At 69.8% G+C, this 19,788-nt stretch carries 19 protein-coding genes; 9 read left to right on the forward strand and 10 right to left on the reverse strand.

The features are described 5' to 3' along the window. Positions 1–10 precede the first annotated feature (10 nt). Positions 11–952, forward strand: a complete 942-nt coding sequence (locus EV655_RS03575; protein WP_132541907.1) for a DUF6635 family protein — start codon at positions 11–13, stop codon at positions 950–952. Between the two features lie 6 nt (positions 953–958). Here the strand turns inward: EV655_RS03575 and EV655_RS03580 are convergent, their stop codons facing one another. From EV655_RS03580 to sfsA, 3 genes are all read right to left on the reverse strand, one after another. After that, positions 959–2,515: a dienelactone hydrolase family protein gene (locus EV655_RS03580; RefSeq protein WP_132541909.1), complete on the reverse strand. Its 1,557-nt coding sequence runs from the start codon at positions 2,513–2,515 to the stop codon at positions 959–961. Positions 2,516–2,589: 74 nt separating this feature from the next. Continuing rightward, complete coding sequence (gene map / locus EV655_RS03585) at positions 2,590–3,462, reverse strand: type I methionyl aminopeptidase (RefSeq protein ID WP_132541911.1); 873 nt, start codon at positions 3,460–3,462, stop codon at positions 2,590–2,592. A 62-nt stretch (positions 3,463–3,524) separates the two neighbouring features. Further along, the gene (gene sfsA / locus EV655_RS03590; RefSeq protein WP_132541913.1) at positions 3,525–4,241 is read right to left on the reverse strand and encodes a DNA/RNA nuclease SfsA; all 717 of its coding nucleotides are present in this window, start codon (positions 4,239–4,241) and stop codon (positions 3,525–3,527) included. Positions 4,242–4,287: 46 nt separating this feature from the next. Between sfsA and EV655_RS03595 the strand changes: the two genes are divergently transcribed. From EV655_RS03595 to EV655_RS03610, 4 genes are read left to right on the forward strand one after another with little or no spacing between them, the layout of a single operon-like run. Next, positions 4,288–5,019 (forward strand): competence/damage-inducible protein A, encoded by a 732-nt coding sequence (locus tag EV655_RS03595; protein WP_132541915.1) that lies wholly within the window; start codon positions 4,288–4,290, stop codon positions 5,017–5,019. After that, on the forward strand, positions 5,016–5,738 hold the full coding sequence (locus EV655_RS03600) for a GNAT family N-acetyltransferase (protein ID WP_132541917.1): 723 nt from the start codon (positions 5,016–5,018) through the stop codon (positions 5,736–5,738). The genes EV655_RS03595 and EV655_RS03600 overlap by 4 nt, the downstream gene beginning before the upstream one ends. 3 nt (positions 5,739–5,741) lie before the next feature. Next, positions 5,742–6,317: a peroxidase-related enzyme gene (locus EV655_RS03605; protein ID WP_132541919.1), complete on the forward strand. Its 576-nt coding sequence runs from the start codon at positions 5,742–5,744 to the stop codon at positions 6,315–6,317. Beyond that, positions 6,314–7,255, forward strand: a complete 942-nt coding sequence (locus EV655_RS03610; protein ID WP_132541921.1) for an OmpA family protein — start codon at positions 6,314–6,316, stop codon at positions 7,253–7,255. The genes EV655_RS03605 and EV655_RS03610 overlap by 4 nt, the downstream gene beginning before the upstream one ends. A gap of 195 nt (positions 7,256–7,450) precedes the next feature. Here EV655_RS03610 and EV655_RS03615 read toward each other — a convergent pair whose 3' ends face one another. The 6 genes from EV655_RS03615 to ilvD form a co-directional block, all read right to left on the reverse strand. Next, positions 7,451–8,353: a LysR family transcriptional regulator gene (locus tag EV655_RS03615; protein ID WP_132541923.1), complete on the reverse strand. Its 903-nt coding sequence runs from the start codon at positions 8,351–8,353 to the stop codon at positions 7,451–7,453. A 169-nt stretch (positions 8,354–8,522) separates the two neighbouring features. Further along, on the reverse strand, positions 8,523–10,538 hold the full coding sequence (locus EV655_RS03620) for an NADPH-dependent 2,4-dienoyl-CoA reductase (RefSeq protein WP_132541925.1): 2,016 nt from the start codon (positions 10,536–10,538) through the stop codon (positions 8,523–8,525). Between the two features lie 78 nt (positions 10,539–10,616). After that, positions 10,617–11,000 carry a hypothetical protein gene (locus EV655_RS03625; protein WP_132542129.1) on the reverse strand — a complete coding sequence of 128 codons (384 nt, stop codon included), beginning with the start codon at positions 10,998–11,000 and terminating at the stop codon, positions 10,617–10,619. A gap of 5 nt (positions 11,001–11,005) precedes the next feature. Continuing rightward, positions 11,006–11,779: a DUF6478 family protein gene (locus tag EV655_RS03630; RefSeq protein ID WP_132541927.1), complete on the reverse strand. Its 774-nt coding sequence runs from the start codon at positions 11,777–11,779 to the stop codon at positions 11,006–11,008. 55 nt (positions 11,780–11,834) lie between these two features. Then, positions 11,835–12,641, reverse strand: coding sequence for a hypothetical protein (locus EV655_RS03635; protein ID WP_165905256.1), 807 nt, complete (start codon positions 12,639–12,641; stop codon positions 11,835–11,837). Further along, positions 12,622–14,355, reverse strand: a complete 1,734-nt coding sequence (ilvD, locus tag EV655_RS03640; RefSeq protein WP_424511296.1) for a dihydroxy-acid dehydratase — start codon at positions 14,353–14,355, stop codon at positions 12,622–12,624. Before ilvD ends, EV655_RS03635 begins: the two co-directional genes overlap by 20 nt. 114 nt (positions 14,356–14,469) lie before the next feature. On the opposite strand from ilvD, the gene EV655_RS03645 reads away from it, so the two are divergent. The 4 genes from EV655_RS03645 (at position 14,470) to EV655_RS03660 (ending at position 18,644) form a co-directional block, all read left to right on the forward strand. Beyond that, on the forward strand, positions 14,470–15,354 hold the full coding sequence (locus EV655_RS03645; RefSeq protein ID WP_165905257.1) for a CPBP family intramembrane glutamic endopeptidase: 885 nt from the start codon (positions 14,470–14,472) through the stop codon (positions 15,352–15,354). Between the two features lie 60 nt (positions 15,355–15,414). Beyond that, a complete protein-coding gene (locus tag EV655_RS03650) occupies positions 15,415–16,290 on the forward strand; it encodes a CPBP family intramembrane glutamic endopeptidase (protein ID WP_132541935.1) in 876 nt (291 codons plus the stop codon). 76 nt (positions 16,291–16,366) lie between these two features. Further along, a complete protein-coding gene (gene accD / locus EV655_RS03655) occupies positions 16,367–17,362 on the forward strand; it encodes an acetyl-CoA carboxylase, carboxyltransferase subunit beta (RefSeq protein WP_132541937.1) in 996 nt (331 codons plus the stop codon). 43 nt (positions 17,363–17,405) lie between these two features. Beyond that, entirely contained in the window at positions 17,406–18,644 is a 1,239-nt protein-coding gene (locus EV655_RS03660) for a bifunctional folylpolyglutamate synthase/dihydrofolate synthase (RefSeq protein ID WP_424511299.1), read from the forward strand. 12 nt (positions 18,645–18,656) lie between these two features. Here EV655_RS03660 and zapE read toward each other — a convergent pair whose 3' ends face one another. Continuing rightward, positions 18,657–19,736 carry a cell division protein ZapE gene (gene zapE / locus EV655_RS03665; RefSeq protein ID WP_132541941.1) on the reverse strand — a complete coding sequence of 360 codons (1,080 nt, stop codon included), beginning with the start codon at positions 19,734–19,736 and terminating at the stop codon, positions 18,657–18,659. Positions 19,737–19,788: the final 52 nt, after the last annotated feature.

Raw genomic sequence — 19,788 nt, forward strand, 5'->3', positions numbered from 1 at the left:
TTTCTCCCGCATGACCGAGCTTGCCCCCGATACCGATGCCGCCCTGATCGCCGCTGCCCGTGCCTATTTCGCCGAACGGCGGGCGCGGGTGCCGGGTTTCGTGCGGGCGCGGTTCGGGATTCGCGGCACGTTCGGGCTGCACCGGCATGCGCTGGGCTGGGACATCGTCCGGGCGCCGGTCAACGTTCTGCTGTCGCCGGTGCTGATCCTGTCGCGGATCGGCGGGCATGCGGCGGGGCGGCTGGGGGCGCGCGAGGCGTCCGGCTGGCTGTTGTCACGGCGCGTGCTGTTGCCGACCGCGGTGGCGCGGGCGGCCGAGCGGGCGATCGCCGTGGACCTTCTGGAACTGCCCTGGGGCGGACCCGGCGAGGCGAGCGAGGCCGACGCGCTGGCCCGCGCGATGCTGGCCCAGCCCGCGCTGGCCCGGCTGATCGCCGAGCGGCGCGAAGCGGGCGCGCTGAGCGCGCGGGCGCTGTCGGATTATGGCGGCGCGCGCTCGGCGGTGGCCGAGATGACCACCGCGCTGGGCACGCTGGGCGCTGGCGCGATCGCGTTCCAGTCGCTGACGCCGGGAATGGTGTCCTTCGCACCGGGACTGGCCGCGGTGCTGGCGCATCAGGCGGCGGTGGCGGCCTTTCCGCTGGGCGGACTTCTGGGAACGGCCTGGTACGGGATGTTTCCGGCCGCGGTGTCGCCCTGGCTGACGGCGGGTCTTGTCCTGGGCCTGATGGGGCTGGGTGCGCTGGTCGCGGCCTTTGCGGGGCTGATCGCGGATCCGGTCCAGACCGCGCTGGGGCTGCATCAGCGCCGCCTGAACCGCCTGATCGACGCGATGGAGGATGCCTTTACCGGCGAGGGGAAACGCGGCTTCGCCGTGCGCGAGCATTACCTTGCGCGTCTGCTCGATCTGTCGGATGCGGGCGTCGCGGCGATCCGGATGCTGACGCCCTGAGGCGCGTCAGCCGGCCTGGAACATCGGGAAGGTCACGCCCAGCGCCCAGGCCAGGAACAGCCCCAGCCCGATCCCTGCACCCGCAGGCCGCGAACTGGCGCGGCCGACCCAGCCGCCCATCATCCCGAACAGCAGGAAGAACAGCAGCACCACGGGCAGGATCACCAGCAGGAAGAACAGCCGCTCGAAATCGAGCGCGGTGGCGAGTCCCAGCGACACGAGAAACGCGCCGCGCGCGACCAGGCTGCGCCACAGCGGCGCGCGCCCGCCCTCGACCATCAGCGCATCGGACAGCATGTAGGGCACCGTGCCCAGCGCCATCGCCGCGATGATCGAAAGGCGGATCGGGATCGGGTAGAAGCTGGTGACATAGCGGTCCATCGCCAGGCCGAAGACGCAGATCCCGTAGAAGGCGACAAGCCCGGCAAGGACCAGGATGCGGCCCACCTCGTCCCGGCCCGGCCAGCGCACCTCGCCCCACCACCACAACAGCGCCAGCGCCAGCGCGCCGTAGGCGGCAAAGTGCAGCGCCAGGTATTCGGCAACCAGAACCGGGAAGAGATGCGTTTCGACCGGCGACAGCGCCAGCGGCACCACCACCGCGGGCGCCAGCGCCACGATCAGGAACCGGCGGCGCGGCAGCGGCTCGGGGCGCGGTGCCTCGGCCCGGTCGCGCAGCCGGGCAAGTGGCCAGCCCAGGGCCACGATTCCCGCCAGCAGCAGCGCGATCCAGCCGCCCATCCGCGCGACCGGCCCCTCGCTCTGGCGCCCGAAGGTGGCATCGAGCCATTCCCGCATCTCGCGCAGCATGAAGGGTGACCAGATCACGCCGACATGCTCGACATCGGGGGCCAGAACCGCGCGGCGGCCGGTGCCCTCGGCCGGGTTGCCCACGGTTTCGCCGAATCCCGCCCCGGGGTCGGCCAGATCCAGCGCGGCGCGGGCGTCGGGGATCAAACGGCCTTCCCATTCGCCCTGCACCATCAAGAGGTTCGGCGGCTCGGTCGCGGTGATCGAATCGTTCGACATCGACACGCCGACGGTGGCCGCCAGGCGGTCGTCCACGCGGGCCTGCCGGATCGCGATATAGCTGCCCATGGAATGGCCCATGATCGCCACCCGGCCGTCGGCCCAGGGCTGGGCCAGGGCGGCGTCGATCACCCGTTCCGTCTCGGCCATCAGCAGGATCGCGGTGCCCTCGGGGCTGTCCAGATCGCCCGACATCGGCACCGGGTTGCGGCCGTGCCCCTCGTAGTCGAAGGCGACCGCGGCATAGCCCGCGCGCGCCAGCGTCAGCGAGGTCGCCTGCATCAGCGGGCGCGAGCCCGCGAATCCGTGCGAGACGATGACCACCGGCGCGGGCGGTGCGTCGGGCAGCCGGTAGACGGTGGCGGGCGTCGTGCCGGTGCCGGGCACGGGTTCGATCAGGATGCCCGCGCGCTCGGCCTCGAGCTGCCAGACCGACAGGGCGATTGCCAGAACGGACAGGATTGCCACAGCCCAGCGGGCGGGGGTCAGCCGCCAGGCGAACCGGTGATGCGTCACCTCGGCATGGGTCGTCATCTGCGGCACTTTCCTTTTGCCAGTCCGGTCGAGGTCAATCTAGCGCTGGATCGGCCGCGGACAGGGGGTGCGCCTCAACCGCAGGTCGGGTGGAACAGCCCCGCCGGCGAGAGGGTGAAGATCTCGCACCCGTCCGCCGTGACGCCGACCGAATGTTCGAACTGCGCGGACAGCGACTTGTCCCGGGTCACGGCCGTCCAGTCGTCGCCCAGCACACGGGTCTCGGGGCGGCCGAGATTGACCATCGGTTCGATGGTGAAGAACATGCCCTCCTGCAGCATCGGCCCCGCGCCCGGCTGACCGTAATGCAGCACGTTGGGCGGCGCGTGGAACACCCGGCCCAAGCCGTGGCCACAGAAATCGCGCACCACGCTCATCTTGTGGGCTTCGACATAGGTCTGGATCGCGTGGCCGATATCGCCGAAGGTGTTGCCGGGGCGGACCGCCTCGATCCCCTTCATCAGCGCGTCATGGGTGACCTGGATCAGGGACTGCGCCTTGCGCGACAGCTTGCCGGCGGCATACATCCGGCTGGTGTCGCCATACCAGCCGTCGACGATCACGGTGACGTCGACATTCAGGATGTCGCCGTCCAGAAGGGCATCGTCCTTGCGCCGTTTCTCGAGGTCCCTGGAAATCGTCTCGGTCCCGCTTTTCGGAATCGGCTCGCCCGGGATGCCGTGGCAGACCACATGGTTGACCGAGATGCAGCTGGCATGGCGGTAGCCCTTGTAGCCGATGGTCGCCGAGGTCGCGCCCTTGGCCTCGACCAGGTCCGTGATCGCGCGGTCGATCGCGCCGGTGGTCTGTCCGGGGCGGATCAGCGGGGCGATCTCGTCCAGGATCTCGGCCGCGACACGGCCGGCCGTCTGCATCCCGGCGAAATCTTCGCGGTCATGGATGCGGATATTGTCCTTTGTGCGCCGGCCGCGCGATCTGTCGTCCACGAGCAACTCCTTGGCCTTTCGCGCGAAACATAAGTCCACGCGGCGACAAAGGCCAGAGCGGGCTAGGGCTGCGGCGCAAGGTTCACCGGCAGGGGATGGGCCAGCGTCACGCCGTCCGGGCCGATCCGCGTGGCATGGCACAGCATCTCGACCCCGGCGGCCTGCGCTGCCCGTGCCGCGGCGGCATAGGCGGGGTCCAGATCCGCGGCCAGCCGGAACCGTGCGCAGTCGGTGCGCTGGACGAGATACAGAACTGCCGCGCGATGCCCGGCCTGTGCCATGCGGGCCAGTTCCGCCATGTGGCGGGCGCCGCGTGCGGTGACGCTGTCGGGAAATTCGGCCCAGTCGTCCGTGCGGCGCAGATGCACGTTCTTCACCTCGAGATAGGCATCAGGCAGGCCGGGTCCCGACAGCAGGAAATCGACGCGGCTTTTCTCGCCATAGGCGACCTCTGGCCGCAGGGTCGGATAGTTGGCCAGCGCGGTCACCCGGCCTGCCTCCAGCGCCTCGCGCACCACCCGGTTCGCCAGCCCCGCGTCGATCCCCGCCCAGTGGCCGCCGGGCAATTCGGCCAGCCGCCAGCCAAAGCGCAGCTTTTTCCGGGGGTCGTCGTTCGGTTCCAGCCAGACGCGCAGGCCCGGGTCCTTCAGCCCCATCATCGACCCCGGGTTCGGGCAATGGGCGGTGACCGCGTCGCCGCTGTCCAGCGTCACGTCGGCCAGGAACCGGTTGTAGCGTCGGATCAGCCGACCCGGCACGAGGGGGCTTTGAAAGCGCATGGGACGCTCCTATACCGGGGCAAGACCCCGGACAAGGAGGCGGAACATGGGCAACCCAACCGCGGCAATGCTGGTGATCGGCGACGAGATCCTCTCGGGCCGGACACGCGATGCGAACATGCATTTCCTTGCGGGCGAACTGGTCAAGCATGGCATCCGGCTGGCCGAGGTGCGGATCGTCCCCGACATTCCCGGCCGCATCGCCGAGGCGCTGAACGCGCTGCGCGGGGGTTATGACACGGTGTTCACCTCGGGCGGCATCGGACCCACCCATGACGACATCACGGCGGATGCGGTGGCGGCAGCGTTCGGCGTTCCCATCGACGTGCGCGAGGATGCGCGCGCGCTGATGGCAGAATACTGCGACAAGATGGGGCGCGAGCTGAAAGAGGCGCGCCTGCGCATGGCGCGCATCCCCGAGGGTGCCAAGCTGATCGAGAACCCGATCTCGGCCGCGCCGGGATTCACCATCGGCAATGTCCACGTGATGGCGGGCGTGCCGTCGATCTTTCAGGCGATGGTGGCCGGCGTGCTGCCGACCTTGACGGGGGGTGACGCGCTGTTGTCGCAGAACCTGACCGTGCAGCGGGCCGAGGGCGATATCGCGGCCACGTTGCGCACGCTGGCCGACGCGTTCCCCGACCTGTCGATCGGGTCCTATCCCTTCGTGCGCGATGGGGTCTATGGCACGAACATCGTGATCCGCGGCACCAACGGCGCGCGGATCGACGCGGCGATGGCGCAGCTGTCGGCGCTGTTTCCCGAGGCCGCGGCGTGACGCCCGACCGGCTGTTCGCGGCGCAGGAGGCGACCTGGCCGCCCGCCGCGGCGACGCGGATCGGCCCCTGGTGCATCCGCGACGGGCAGGGCGGCGGCAAGCGCGTCTCGGCGGCAACGGCCGAGGGGCGGGTCACCGAGGCGGATATCGACGCGGCCGAGACGGCGATGGAAGGTCTGGGTCAACCCGCGCTGTTCATGGTCCGGCCGGGGGACGAGGCGCTGGACGCGCTGCTGGCGGGGCGCGGCTACACGGTGGTCGACCCGGTGGCGGTGCTGGCCGCCCCGGTCGCCAGGATCGCGGCGGACCCGCCCCCGGTCACCGCCTTCACGGTGTGGGAACCGCTTGCCATCATGGACGAACTTTGGGCCGAGAACGACATCGGGCCGGCCCGCCGCGCGGTCATGGCCCGGGTGAACGGGCCGAAGACCGCCCTGCTGGGCCGCCAGAACGACCGCGCGGCGGGGGCAGGCTTCGCCGCGATCCATGACGGTATCTGCTTCGTCCATGCGATGGTGGTCGCGCCCGGGCACCGTCGGCAAGGGACCGCCGTCAACATGATGCGGGCGGCTGCCATGTGGGCACAAGATCAGGGGGCAACCGATCTGGCCGTGCTGGTGACCGAGGCGAATGGGGCGGCGCGCGCGCTCTATGCTTCCTTGGGGCTCGAGAATGTGGGACAGTACCATTACAGGATGAAAGTGCCACAAATGGCCTGAGCAGTGACCGAGAAACGCGACCTTCCCACGGCCCTCGACCTGCCTCCGGTCGATCCGCTGCCGCCCGAGACGCGAAAATATTTCGACCTCTGCACCGAAAAGCTGGGGCTCGTGCCGAATGTGCTGCGCGCCTATGCCTTCGACATTGCCAAGCTGAATGCGTTTTCGGCGATGTATGGCGACCTGATGCTGGGGCCGAGCGGCCTGACCAAGCTGGAACGCGAGATGATCGCGGTGGTGGTCTCGTCGATCAACCGGTGCTGGTATTGCCAGGTGGCGCACGGCGCGGCGGTGCGGGAACTCTCGGGCGATCCGGCGCTGGGCGAGGCGATGGTGATGAACTATCGCGCGGCACCGTTGAATGAACGCCAGCGCGCGATGCTGGATTTCGCGGCCAGGCTGACCGAGGAAAGCCACAAGGTCGAGGAGGCCGATCGCCAGCGCCTGCGCGATCAGGGCTTTTCCGACCGCGACATCTGGGACATCGCGGCGGTCACCGGCTTTTTCAACATGTCGAACCGGATCGCCTCGGCCAGCGGCATGGAACCGAACGAGGATTATCATGGCGCCCACAGATGACGGTGCCGCATCCTCTGGTGCTTGCCGCGCTGGCGGCGCTGGCCGCCACCGGCCCGGCACGGGGGCTGACCCTGCCCGACCCCGCGACTCTGGCCGCCGAGGAGATCGTTGCGCACACAACCGTCGCGATCCCGGTCGGCAGTTTCGACGGGACGCGGGTGCCAATGATCGAGGCCGAGGGCGCGGTGACGCGCCGGGCCTGGCACGCCCCCCTGAAAGGGCGAACAACGCTGCAGGTTCTGGCGCCCCTGCGCGACCAGCTGTACGCTGAGGGGTTCCTGCCGATCCATGAGTGCGGGGCCGAATCCTGCGGCGGGTTCGATTTCCGGTTCGCGACCGACACGCTGCCGGAACCGGCCATGCATGTCGATCTTGGCGATTTCCGGTTTCTCTCGGCGCGGCGACTGGGGTCGGCGGGCTCCGCCTACGTGACGCTGATGGTCAGCCGGTCGAGCGCGCGGGCCTTCGTGCAGGTGACGCGGGTGGGACCGGCCGAGGATCCCGCGCCCGACGCGGTGTCGAGCAAGAGCAACGGCGCCGGTGCGGCGCTGGCCGAGGACACGCCTCTGGCCGACCGGCTGGACCTCGACGGCCACGCGGTTCTGGCCGATCTCGACTTCGCCACCGGCTCGGCCGCGCTGGCCGAGGGCGAATTCGCCTCGCTCGCGGCGCTGGCGCGCTACCTGGCGAACAACCCGGATCGCGCGGTGATGCTGGTGGGCCATACCGATGCGGTCGGTGCGCTGGACAGCAATATCGCGCTGTCGCGCAAGCGGGCCGAGGCGGTGCGCGGTTACCTGATCGACCGGCTGGGCGTGCCCGCGTCCCGGGTTGCGGCCGGGGGCGCGGGCTATCTGGCGCCGGTCGCCAGCAACCGGACCGAAGCGGGCCGGATGCAGAACCGCCGGGTCGAGGTCATCCTGACCACCGCGGAGTGAGGGCGGGCGCCGCGCGGCCCCATGGGTTTCGCCCTGGCTGTCGCCAAGGCGACCCGCCGGGGGCTTTGCCCCCGGACCCCCAGAGTGTTTCAGCCAAGAAGAAGCCGCCGCTGCGGCACCATCGGCCTGGTCCGGGCCGGGCCGGCGGGGGGCAACGGACGGATCGGTTGCGGGCCGAGGGGCCGGCCGGAGCGTTCAGATCACCGCGTCTTCGCCGGAGAACTGCTCGACCAGGAAGTCGATGAAGGCGCGCACCTTGGGCTGGGTGAAGCGGCCCGGCGGGTAGACCGCGTAGATGCCGAGCTTTTCCAGCGGCAGGCCGGGGATCGCCTCTTCGACAAGGCCCTTTTCCATCGCGTCCCTGAACAGGAAGCTCGGCAGATAGGCGATGCCGAGGCCCGAGATCGCGGCGTTCAGCAGCGACTGGCCGTCATTTACCGTCAGCCAGCCCGCGGTGCGCACCTGGCGCCTTTCGCCCGAGGGCGCGGTGATCTTCCAGACATTGCCGCTGGCCTGGTTGGAATAGTGCAGAAGCTTGTGTTCGTTCAGGTCGTCGATCTTTTGCGGGCGGCCGTATTTCTGGAAATAGCCCGGTGAGCCGATCATCCGCCGGGCGGTTTCGGCCAGCTTGCGGGCACGCAGCGTGCTGTCCTCAAGCTCGCCCACGCGGATCGCCATGTCGAAGCCTTCCGAGATCAGTTCCACATAGCGGTTGTTCAGCACCATGTTCACGGTGATGTCGGGGAATTGCTGCAGGAAATCGCCGAGGAGTGGCGACAGGTGATTGACCCCGAAATCGGTCGCGACCGAGATCCGCAACAGCCCCGAGGGTGCGGACTGCATCGAGGTCACCAGCGCGTCGGCCTCGCCGGCATCGTTCAGCACCTTGCGGGCTCGGTCGTAATAGGCGAGCCCGATTTCGGTCGGGCTGACGCGGCGGGTGGTGCGGTTCAGCAGCCGCGCGCCGAGCCGAGCCTCGAGCGAGGAGACATGCTTGGACACGGCGGATTTGGAGATCCCCATCTTCTTGGCGGCATCGGTGAAGCCGCCCTGGTCCACCACTGTGGCAAAGGCCTCCATCTCGGTCAGTCGGTCCATCGGAACATCCTTGGTCACACCCCCGTGCAGGCCCCGACACTCCGCTGCAATTCGGGCAGGAATTTGGAAGGCGCTCGACAATAGTTGGATGATAGCCACATCGTCACCCGGGGGGAAACCCGCGGGACGCGCCCGCAGGCGGACCGGCCGGGCACTCGAGTTATTGATCTTAAATGGATGCGGCCAGGCGTGCGCCCTGGTCGATGGCGCGCTTGGCGTCCAGTTCCGCGGCAATGTCCGCGCCGCCGATCACGTGGTGAACGATCCCGGCCTCGGCCAGCGCCGCGGCAAGGTCGCGCTCGGGTTCCTGCCCGGCACAGAGCACCACGTTGTCCGCCGTGACCAGCCGCCGCGCGCCGCCTTGCGTAATCTCGATGCCCTCGGGCGTGATCCGGTCGTAGGTCACGCCCGCCAGCATCTCGACGCCCTTCATCTTGAGCGCGGCGCGATGGATCCAGCCCGTGGTCTTGCCCAGGCGTTTGCCCGGCGCCTCGGGCTTGCGCTGCAACAGCGTCACCTGCCGCAGCGGCGGCGCGGGGCATGGCCCACCGGGCACCAGACCGCCGCGATGGATCGCCGGGTCGCCCACGCCCCATTCGGCGCGCCAGTCCACCGGGTCCAGCGTCGGGCTGTCGCCTGTCACCAGGAACTCGGCCACATCGAAACCGATGCCGCCCGCCCCCACGATGGCGACACGCGGGCCGACCGGGGCGCCCCGGGCCAGAATGTCGGCATAGCCCAGCACATGGGGCAGATCCTGACCCGGGATGCCGGGATCGCGCGGCGTGACGCCGGTGGCGACGATCACCGCGTCAAAGTCCGCCAGCGCCGCCGCGCCGGGCGCCGTCGACAGGCGCAGATCCACCCCGCGCCGGTCCAGCATCGTCCGGTACCAGGCGACAAGGCCGTGAAACTCCTCCTTGCCGGGGATGCGGCGGGCCATGTCGAGTTGGCCGCCGATCTGGTCGGCCTTGTCGAACAGAGTAACGGCATGTCCGCGCCCGGCGGCCACCAGCGCGGCGGACAGGCCTGCGGGCCCAGCCCCCACCACGGCGATCCGCCGGGGCATTGCTGCGGGTTCGTAGCGCAGTTCTGTTTCGAAACAGGCGCGCGGATTGACGAGGCAGGTCGAGACCCTGCCAGCAAAGGTGTGGTCGAGACAGGCCTGGTTGCAGGCGATGCAGGGGGCGATCTCGCAGGCCCGGCCCGAAGCGGCCTTGGCGACGAAATCCGCGTCGGCCAGCCAGGGCCGCGCCATCGAGACCATGTCGGCACAGCCTTCGGCCAGCACGCGTTCGGCCACCTCGGGCGTGTTGATCCGGTTCGAGGTGATCACCGGGATGCCGACCTTGCCCATCAGCTTTTGCGTGACCCAGGCGAACCCCGCCCGCGGCACCGAGGTGGCGATGGTCGGCACGCGGGCCTCGTGCCAGCCGATGCCGGTGTTCAGGATCGTGGCGCCCGCCCGTTCCACGCGCTGCGCAAGTTCCACCACCTCGTCGAAGGTGGCCCCGCCGGGGACAAGGTCGATCATCGACAGCCGGTAGATCAGGATGAAATCGTCGCCCACCGCCGCGCGCACGCGGGCCACCACCTCCAGCGGCAGGCGCATCCGGTTCTCGTAAGCCCCGCCCCAGCGGTCGGTGCGCCGGTTGGTGTGGGTCACCAGGAACTGGTTCAGGAAATAGCCCTCGGACCCCATCACCTCGACCCCGTCATAGCCCGCCTCGCGGGCGCGGGCGGCCGCCGTGGCGATGTCGGCGATCTGCTTCTCGATGCCCGCCTCGTCCAGTTCCCGCGGCGGGAAGGGCGAGATCGGCGATTTGATCGCACTGGGGGCGACGCAATCGGGGCCATAGGCATAGCGGCCCGCATGCAGGATCTGCATCGCGATCAGGCCGCCCTCGTCATGCACGCGGGTTGTCACGCGGCGGTGGTTGGCGATGTCGTCCGCGGTGTAAAGGCCCGCCGCGCCGGGGAACACGCCGCCTTCGGGGTTCGGCGCCATGCCGCCGGTGACGATCAGCCCGGCCCCGCCGCGGGCGCGCAGCCCGTAGAACTCGGCCACCCGGTCCCAGTCGCCGCGTTCCTCCAGCCCGGTATGCATCGAGCCCATCAGCACGCGGTTCTTCAGCGTCACGAAGCCCAGGTCGAGCGGCGCCAGCAGATGCGGATAATCGGTCATGCGGTCCTCCCCATCCGGCAGAATGGCGGCGCGCGGGCGCGCTGTCACGGCCGACGCGGCGTCATCGCAGACCGGGGCCTACATCGTCTCGATGCAGTGGCGGCGGAACGCCTTCTTCAGCATGTCGAGTTCGGCGCGCAAAAGCTCGATCTCGGCGCGGATGTCATGGTCGAGCGGTGCGCCGGCAAGGATGGCGAAACTGTCCAGCGTCGCGCCGCTGGCCCGGTCGCGGATCAGGAAGGTCTGCACCCCGTCGGACAGCAGGTCGGCCGGAATCGGCACGGCGACGGCGAAGCGGCCAGCGCGATATGGGTCGGGGGTCAGGCGCAGCCCGGCGATCGGCCGGTCCAGATGCACCACCTCGATCGCGGGCGCCCCGGTGTGGGGCTCGACATCCAGCACGCCCTCCCACACGCCTGCGCGCAGGCGTGTGCCGGTCAGGCGGATCGTGCCTGCGGCCATCTCGCTCACAGCTCAGCCCTTGGCCTGCGGCTCAGCGTGACGTCGCGCAGGGTGATCTGGTTCATCTGCGGCCCCTCGAAGATCAGGTCGAGCCACATCTTCTCGACCCGTCTTTCGTTCAGGTCGGTATAGCCAAGGTCGAACTCGACCACGGCTGCGGACGTGTCCTTGGGCAGTTCGCGGACAAGCTGTTCGGTATTCGGCCCGTGCCGGACATTGAGCCGGGCAAAGATATCCAGCGGCGTCTCGGCCTCGATCACGGTTTCGAGCCGGATCAGATGCCGCCGCCGCAGGCCCGCGACGCCATCCGCGGGCAGGTCGATCGCCAGCGACAGGAAGGTTCCGTCGAAGCGGAACACGTCAAGGCGCAGGCCATGGGGTGCCAGATCCTCGGCGCGGGTGTTCCGGATCTGACGCAGGGTCAGTTCCGGGCGGATGCAGTCGTGGAAGATCCGCGCCTCTGTGCCGAACTGGGTCCGGTTGCCGACCGCCGCTGCCCCGGCGGGCGACAGCGGACCACGGAAGATCTCGGGCCGCCACGCCCAGTCACAGCCCAACGGTCTGCGCACGCCCCGTGCCGCATCCGGCGGCTGGTTCAGCCGGCCATCCGCGGCATGGATCACCCGGTCGACCCGGCGGCGCAGCTGCGCCGCGCGCGCCCGCAGCGGCCTGAGGTCGGCCACGTCCAGCGTCCCGGCGCGGTCGGCCGCCCGCCCCCAGGCGGCCAGCGCGTGGCGGAACAGGAACCTGTCGAACAGGGTGGCGGGCTTCGCTTGCATGGGCGGGCTGCTCGGTCGGTGTGTTGATCGGGTGCAGTGCACACCGCCGCCGGTTTCACCCGGGTAAACGTTCGCGCGGCAAAAAACCGAAAAAACGACGCAATCCGGGCGGCTGTGGCCGGGTAGCGGGCTCTGCCACCGCGGTTGCCTCGGGCGAGGGGGTGGCGGCAGGTTCGCCGGGGGCGAGCCTGGCGCTTGCCGTGCGGATGCGGTCCGCGAACTCCCGCAGCACCGCCAGCGCCGCCTCGTCGCTGATCGGGGTGGTTTCGAAGCCCACCACCGAGGCGGTCACGATCCGGCCGTTCACCTCGAAGATCGCGCGCCAGTGATCGTCCCTCAGCCCGGCCTTCAGCCCCGCGCTCCGGTCACGGGCGCGCAGGAAGAACAGCCCGTCGCGGTCGAACATCTGGTCCACCGTGACACTTGCGGCCCGCCCGTCACGGGCCAGTGCCGCGCGGCCCTCGTCGGACGAGAAATAGCGTGCAAGTACCAGCGCCCGGTCCTCGGGGCTGCCGCCGGGCCCCGGGTTGGCGGCGACCGAGGCGGTCAGCAGCGCATCCGTCGCGGGCGTGGGGGCGGTCCGGCGGCCGGTGATCGCGGCGCAGCTTGCCATCAGCACGAAGGCGCCGTTCTCACCGTCGCGGGTGGCCGTGCCGTCGATGCAAAAGCCGCGCGGGCCCGCGATCGCCACCACGCCGTCCGAGAGCGTCACCTTCTGGGGGGCGGCGCGCGAGGCGGCAAAACCGCCAAGCCCCGCCGTCGCCCCGGGGCCGCCACCGACACAGCCCGCAAGCGCCAGCGCCACAAGGCCGGCCGCGATTGACCGGCCCCGGGGCAATGGATCAGAGATCCATGTAGACATGCTTCTCCTGGGCGCCGCCCGGATGGGTGACCGCTCCCTTGCGGGTGGAGCCGACAAGCCGGGCGTATTTCCACAGCGCGCCCGAGGCATAGATCGTGTCCTTCGGCCCGGCCCACGCGGCCTTGCGCGCGGCCAGTTCCTCGTCGGACAGCGCGACCGACAACTCGCCCGTGATCGCGTTGATGGTGATCACGTCACCATCCCGGAGCAGCGCGATCGGCCCGCCATGGGCCGCCTCGGGGCCGACATGGCCGACGCAGAAGCCGCGCGTCGCGCCCGAGAAGCGGCCGTCCGTGATCAGCGCGACCTTCTTGCCCATGCCCTGGCCGGACAGCGCGGCGGTGGTCGCCAGCATCTCGCGCATGCCGGGGCCGCCGGCGGGACCCTCGTTGCGGATTACGATGACCTCGCCTTCCCTGTAGCTGCGCGCCTTGACCGCCTCGAACGCGTCCTCTTCACATTCGAAGACACGGGCCGGGCCGGTAAAGACCTGCTGTTCCTTCTCCATGCCGGCGACCTTGACGATGGCCCCGTCGGGCGCAAGGTTGCCCTTCAGCCCGACGACGCCGCCCGTGGGCGTGATCGGCGCGGCCGAGGGATAGATCACGCGGCCATCGGCCTCCCGCGTGACCATGTCGATTTCCTCGCCGATGGTGCGGCCGGTGGCGGTCATGCAGTCCTCGTGGATGAGGCCCGCCTTCTTCAGTTCCTTCATCACGACCGGCACGCCGCCGACTTCGTACAGATCCTTGGCGACGTATTTGCCGCCCGGTTTCAGGTCGACGAAATAGGGCGTGTCGCGGAAGATGTCGCAGACGTCGAACAGGTCGAAGTCGATCCCCGCCTCATGCGCGATGGCGGGCAGGTGCAGCCCGGCATTGGTGGACCCGCCGGTGCAGGCCACCACGCGGGCGGCGTTTTCCAGCGCCTTGCGGGTCACGATGTCGCGGGCGCGGATGTTCTTCTCGATCAGTTCCATCACCTTGCGGCCCGACGCCTCGCAATACTGGTCGCGCGATTCGTAAGGCGCGGGCGCGCCGGACGAGTTGGGCAGCGCCAGCCCGATCGCCTCGGAGACGCAGGCCATGGTGTTCGCCGTGAACTGGCCGCCGCAGGCGCCCGCGGACGGGCAGGCGACCTTTTCCAGCGCGATCAGCGCCTCTTCGGACATGTTGCCGGCCTGGTTCTGGCCGACCGCCTCGAACACGTCCTGCACGGTGACATCGCGGCCTTCGTGCCGGCCGGGCAGGATCGAGCCGCCATAGATGAAGACCGACGGGACATTCAGCCGCACCATGGCCATCATCATCCCCGGCAGCGACTTGTCGCAGCCCGCCAGCCCCACCAGCGCGTCGTAGCAATGCCCGCGCATGGTCAGCTCCACGGTATCCGCGATCGCCTCGCGCGAGGCCAGAGACGAGCGCATGCCTTCATGGCCCATGGCGATGCCGTCGGTGACGGTGATCGTGGTGAACTCGCGCGGGGTGCCGTGCGCCTCCTTGACGCCCATCTTCACCGCCTGGGCCTGCCGGTTCAGCGCGATGTTGCAGGGCGCGGCCTCGTTCCAGCAGGTCGCGACGCCGACGAAGGGCTGGTGGATCTCGGCCTCGGAGATGCCCATCGCGTAGTAATAGGACCGGTGCGGCGCGCGGGACGGGCCTTCGGTGACGTGGCGGCTGGGCAGGCGGGACTTGTCGATGGGGGGCATGGGCATGGCTTCCTTCGGGTCGTGTTGCCCTTGGGAATAGACGCCGCGGGAATGGGAGACAAGCGATTGATGGGCGCCGGGCGCCGGTCTAGGCTCGGCCGGTCAACGGACGCGGGCGCCATGCGATACCGACCCCACGAAAGCCTGATCCAGCCCGCCCGCGCCCGGCCCGAACTCTGGCGGCTGGTGGCGGGCGGCGTGATGGCCGTGGCGGTTCATCTGGGGCTGATCTACGCCGCCTTCGGGCTGGTCGCGGCGGCCAGCGGCACCGAGATCGCGGCCTCGGTCTTCGCGGGCGTGTTCGCCACCACGCTGACCGTTGCGGATGCCTTGTGGCTGCTGGCCTCCTTCGGTTGCCTGGTCGTGGGCACGCTGGTCGCGGCGCGCCTGGTGCACAACCGCGGGCTTGTCTCGCTGACCGGCCCGCCCGGGCGCGCCATCGCCGATTTCGCCCGCGTGCTGTGGGCGCTGGCGCTGCTTTACGCGGCGCTCTGGCTGATCCTGCCCACCGGCCTCGAGGTAACGCCAAATCTGGGGGGCGGGCGCTGGCTGGCCCTGCTGCCGCTGGCCCTGCCGCTGATCCTGTTGCAGGTCGGCGCCGAGGAACTGTTCTTTCGCGGCTACCTGCAACAGCAACTGGCCGCGCGCTTCAAAAGCCCGGCGATCTGGATCGGCCTGCCCGCCGCCCTGTTCGCCTGGGGCCATTACCTGCCCGAGCAAAGCGGCGGAAACGCGCTGATGGTGGCGGCCTGGGCGGGCCTTTTCGCGGCGGTGGCGGCCGACCTGACGGCGCGCACCGGCACGCTGGGGGCGGCGATCGCGCTGCATTTCGCCAACAATGCGGTGGCGATCCTGGTCATCGCCTTGCCCGGACCCGTCGCGGCGCTGGCGCTTTACACCTATCCGTTCGCCGCCGACGATCCGGCGCTCGGGCCGCTGTTCCTGGTCGACCTGGGGGTGATCGCCGTCTCGTGGTTGGCCGCCCGGGTGGTGCTTCGCGTCTGAGTTGAAGCCGCGCCGCCCCCGCGCTAGCTTGCTCCCGTCCACCCCTATGCCCGAGCCGCCATGCGATCCCCCCTATTCGAGGCCTTTGTCGAGCCCGCCCGCCTTTACCCCGAACTCTGGCGCCTGCTGCTGGGGCTGGGCGTGGTCGCCCTGATCTATGCGGGCTGCTTTGCGCTGATGCTGGTTGCGGCCTATCCTGTTCTCGGTCCGCTCAACTATTTCGGCTGGCTCCAGGGCCTGACCGCGCCCACCGCCCCGGGCCAGACGCTGTTCGTGCTGGCCACCTTCCTGGGCATGGGCCTGGGCGTGCTGATCGCCACGCCCGCGCTGCACTATCGCGAACCGGGCAGCCTGTTCGGCCCCCTACGCGACACGGCGCGCGGCTTTTTCACCGCGCTCGGCGCGCTGGTGCCGGTCTATGCGCTGCTGCTTTTCGTCAGCGGCGCGCTGATCCCGCTGGAGGGCAACCTGCCCCTTGGCGACTGGGCGCGGGTTTTGCCGCTGGCCCTGGGGCTGGTGCTGATCCAGACCGGGTCCGAGGAGTTGCTGTTCCGCGGCTACCTGCAACAGCAGCTTGCCGCGCGCTTTGCCTGGCGGGCGGTGTGGATGGGCCTGCCCGCGCTGATCTTCACCGCGCTTCACTTCAACCCGATGGCGGGCGGGACCGCCTGGGTCGTTCTGGTGGCGATCCTGGTCTTCGCGCTGGCCGCCGCCGACCTGACCGAGAGATCGGGCAGCCTCGGCTTTGCCATGGGCTGGCACTTCATCAACAATTGCAGCTCGCTGCTGTTCGTGTCGGTCAAGGGTACGATCACCGGGCTTGCGCTTTACGTCACGCCGTTCGACCTGACAGACGGCGCGATGGCGCCGCTGGCGCTGGGGCTCGACATCCTGGTGATCCTGGCGATGTGGCGGCTGTTGCGCGCGCTGATCTGACCGGCCGGGCCACGATTGCATTTCCCGGCCCCGCGGCTTATCTGAGCGGCCAGACCGTTCCGAGGGTGGCCCGCGCATGAACTGGATCAACAACTACGTCCGGCCCAAGATCAACTCGCTGTTCTCGCGCCGCGAGATGCCCGAGAACCTGTGGACGAAATGCGACGCCTGCGGAACGATGCTGTTTCACCGGGAACTCAGCGACAACCTGAACGTCTGCACCTCGTGCGGCCACCACATGGGAATCCGGCCCCGCGACCGGTTCCTGACGCTGTTCGACGGCGGCATCTTCACCGAGGTGCCGGTGCCCACGCCGCTGACCGACCCGTTGGGCTTTCGCGACCAGAAGAAATACCCCGACCGGATGCGCGCCGCCCAGAAGGGCACCGGCGAGAAAGAGGCGATGCTGGTCGCCGAGGGCGAGATCGGGCGTACCCCCGTGGTCTGCGCGGCGCAGGATTTCAGCTTCATGGGCGGGTCGATGGGGATGTATGTCGGCAATGCGATCATCGCCGCCGCCCAGCGCGCCGTCGAACGGCGCCGCCCGCTGATCCTGTTCTCGGCCGCCGGCGGCGCGCGCATGCAGGAAGGTATCCTCAGCCTGATGCAGATGCCGCGTTCGACCGTCGCGATCCAGATGCTGAAAGAGGCCGGGCTGCCCTATATCGTCGTGCTGACCCACCCGACCACGGGCGGCGTGACGGCGTCCTACGCGATGCTGGGCGACGTGCAGATCGCCGAACCCGGCGCGCTGATCTGCTTTGCCGGACCCCGCGTGATCGAACAGACGATCCGCGAAAAGCTGCCCGAGGGATTCCAGCGTGCCGAATACCTGCTGGAACACGGCATGCTGGACCGGGTGACGCCGCGCACGAAACTGCGCGAGGAACTGCTGACCATCGTCCGGATGCTGATGGGCCTGCCGCCCGCGGTGATCGCCGACCTGCCGCCGCCCGCCAGCTTCAGCCAGGGGCCCGCCGAGCCCGAGGCCGAGGATACCGAGAACGCCGCGCCGCCGCGCCGGCCCGCCCCCCCTGATGCCGAGCCGCCCGAGGCGGGCGCCAAGGGGTGAACGGCCTGTGAGCGGGGCGCAAAGCGACGCCCTTCTTTCCCGGATGATGGCGCTGCATCCCAAGATCATTGACCTGACGCTGGACCGGGTGTGGCGCCTGCTGGCGGCTCTCGACCATCCCGAACGGCGGCTGGCCCCGGTGATCCATGTCGCGGGCACCAACGGCAAGGGCTCGACGGTCGCGATGATCCGCGCCGGGCTGATGGGTGCGGGGCAGCGGGTGCAGGCCTATACCTCGCCGCATCTTGCGCGGTTCCACGAACGCATCCGCATGTCGGACGGGCTGATCGCCGAGGACGCGCTGGCCGCGGTGCTGGAAGAGTGCGAGCGCGCGAACGGCGGGCAGCCCATCACCTATTTCGAGATCACCACCTGTGCCGCCCTGCTGGCCTTTTCTCGCGACCCGGCCGATTTCTGCCTGCTTGAGGTGGGTCTTGGCGGGCGGCTGGATGCCACCAACGTGATCGACGCGCCGCGGCTGACCGTGATCGCGCCGGTCTCGCTCGACCACCAGCACTACCTGGGCGAGACCCTGCCCGAGATCGCCGCCGAGAAGGCGGGCATCCTCAAGCGCGGCGTGCCCTGCGTGGTCGGCCCGCAGGACGAGGCCGGGATGGAGGTGATCGAGGCGAAGGCCGCCCGCCTCGGCGCCCCGCTGATCGCCCACGGCCAGCACTGGCATGTGTGGGAGGAACGCGGGCGGCTGGTGTTCCAGGACGAGCACGGCCTGCTGGACCTGCCGCTGCCCCGGCTGATCGGCGCACACCAGGTGCAGAACGCGGGCATGGCGATTGCCGCGCTGCGTGCGCTGGGCATGGAAGAGGCCGCCTGCGAGGCCGCCGTCACCCGCGCCGAATGGCCCGCCCGGCTGCAACGGCTGCGCCTCGGCCCGCTGGTGGATGCGGCGGGCCGGGCCGAGCTTTGGCTCGACGGCGGGCACAACCCAGCGGCGGGCGTGGCCCTGGCCGAGGCGGTGACGCGCCTGCCCCCCCGACCGCTGCACCTGATCTGCGGCATGCTGAACACCAAGGATGTCGCGGGCTTCATGCGGCCGCTGGCGGGTGTGGCCGAGACCCTGACCGCCGTCTCGATCCCGGGCGAGGCCGCGACCCTTCCCGCCGAAACCACCGCCGCCGCCGCAACGGCCGCGGGCCTGCCCGCGACGACCGCCGACAGCGTGGCCGAGGCGGTGGCGCGGGTTGCCCGCGAGGTGCCGAACGCGCGGATCCTGATCTGCGGCTCGCTCTATCTTGCCGGAAAGGTGCTGGCCGAGAACGGCTGATCGCCCCGCCTCTCAGCCCCTGCCCCAGTCCGCCCCCTGCATCTCGCGCAACCGGCTGGCCGTGCGCTCGAACTCGAACGCGCCCTCGCCTTCCATATAAAGCATCTCGGGCACGTCCGCGGCCGACGCGATCAGCCGCACCCGGCCCTCGTAAAGCGCGTCCACCAGCGTCACGAAGCGCCGCGCCTCGTTGTAGTTCTCGGACGACAGCCGCGGGATATCCTCGAGGATCAGCACCCGCACGGCGTCCGCGACCGCCAGGTAATCGGCCGGCCCCAGCGGCTTGGCGCAGAGATCCCAGAAACTGGCGCGCGCCACCCCGTTGTGGAACCGTGGCAATTCCACGGCGCGCCCCTGCACGCGAAGGACCAGCGGCGCACCGGCGCCGCCGGTGAAATCGGCCCAGATCGCCTCCATCGCCTCGCGCGCCAGCCGGTCGGCCGGGGTGAAATAGACATCCGCCCCGGTCAGACGGTTCTGCCGGTAATCCGTGGGCGAGGCGAGGTGCATCACCTCGAGCCGTGCCTCGATCATGCGGATGAAGGGCACGAACCGCTCGCGCTGCAGTCCGTCCTTGTAAAGCGCGTCCGGTTCCCGGTTCGACGTGGTCACCACGGTGACGCCCGCGGCGAACATCAGCTCGAACAGGCGCCCCACGATCATCGCGTCGGTGATGTCGGTGATCTGCATCTCGTCGAGGCAAAGCAGCCTGAGCCCGCTGAACAGATCGGCCGCCACCGGTTTCAGCGCGTCGTCCGCCCCCTGCGCGCGGGCGGCGTGCAGGCCGCGGTGCACCTCCTGCATGAAGGCGTGGAAATGGACCCGCCGCTTGCCCTCGATCGCCACAGTGCCGTGGAAAAAATCCATCAGCATGGACTTCCCGCGCCCCACGCCGCCCCAAAGGTAAAGCCCCGGCACCGGATCGGGCGGCGGTGGCTTGCGGAACAGCCCGCCCCGCGGCGCGGGGGGCGGGTTTTCCAGCGCGGCGCGGATGCGCTCAAGCGGGCCCAGCGCCGCGATCTGCGCGGGGTCGGGGCGCAAGTCGCCCGAATTCACCCGGGCGTCGTAGAGGCGGCGCAAGCTCTGGTCCATGCCGTCAGGTCTAGGATGCTGCGGCGCAGAAGGGAAGGTGCGGAAATGTGCA

Source organism: Rhodovulum euryhalinum (assembly GCF_004342445.1).
Classification (GTDB): Bacteria; Pseudomonadota; Alphaproteobacteria; order Rhodobacterales; family Rhodobacteraceae; genus Rhodovulum; species Rhodovulum euryhalinum.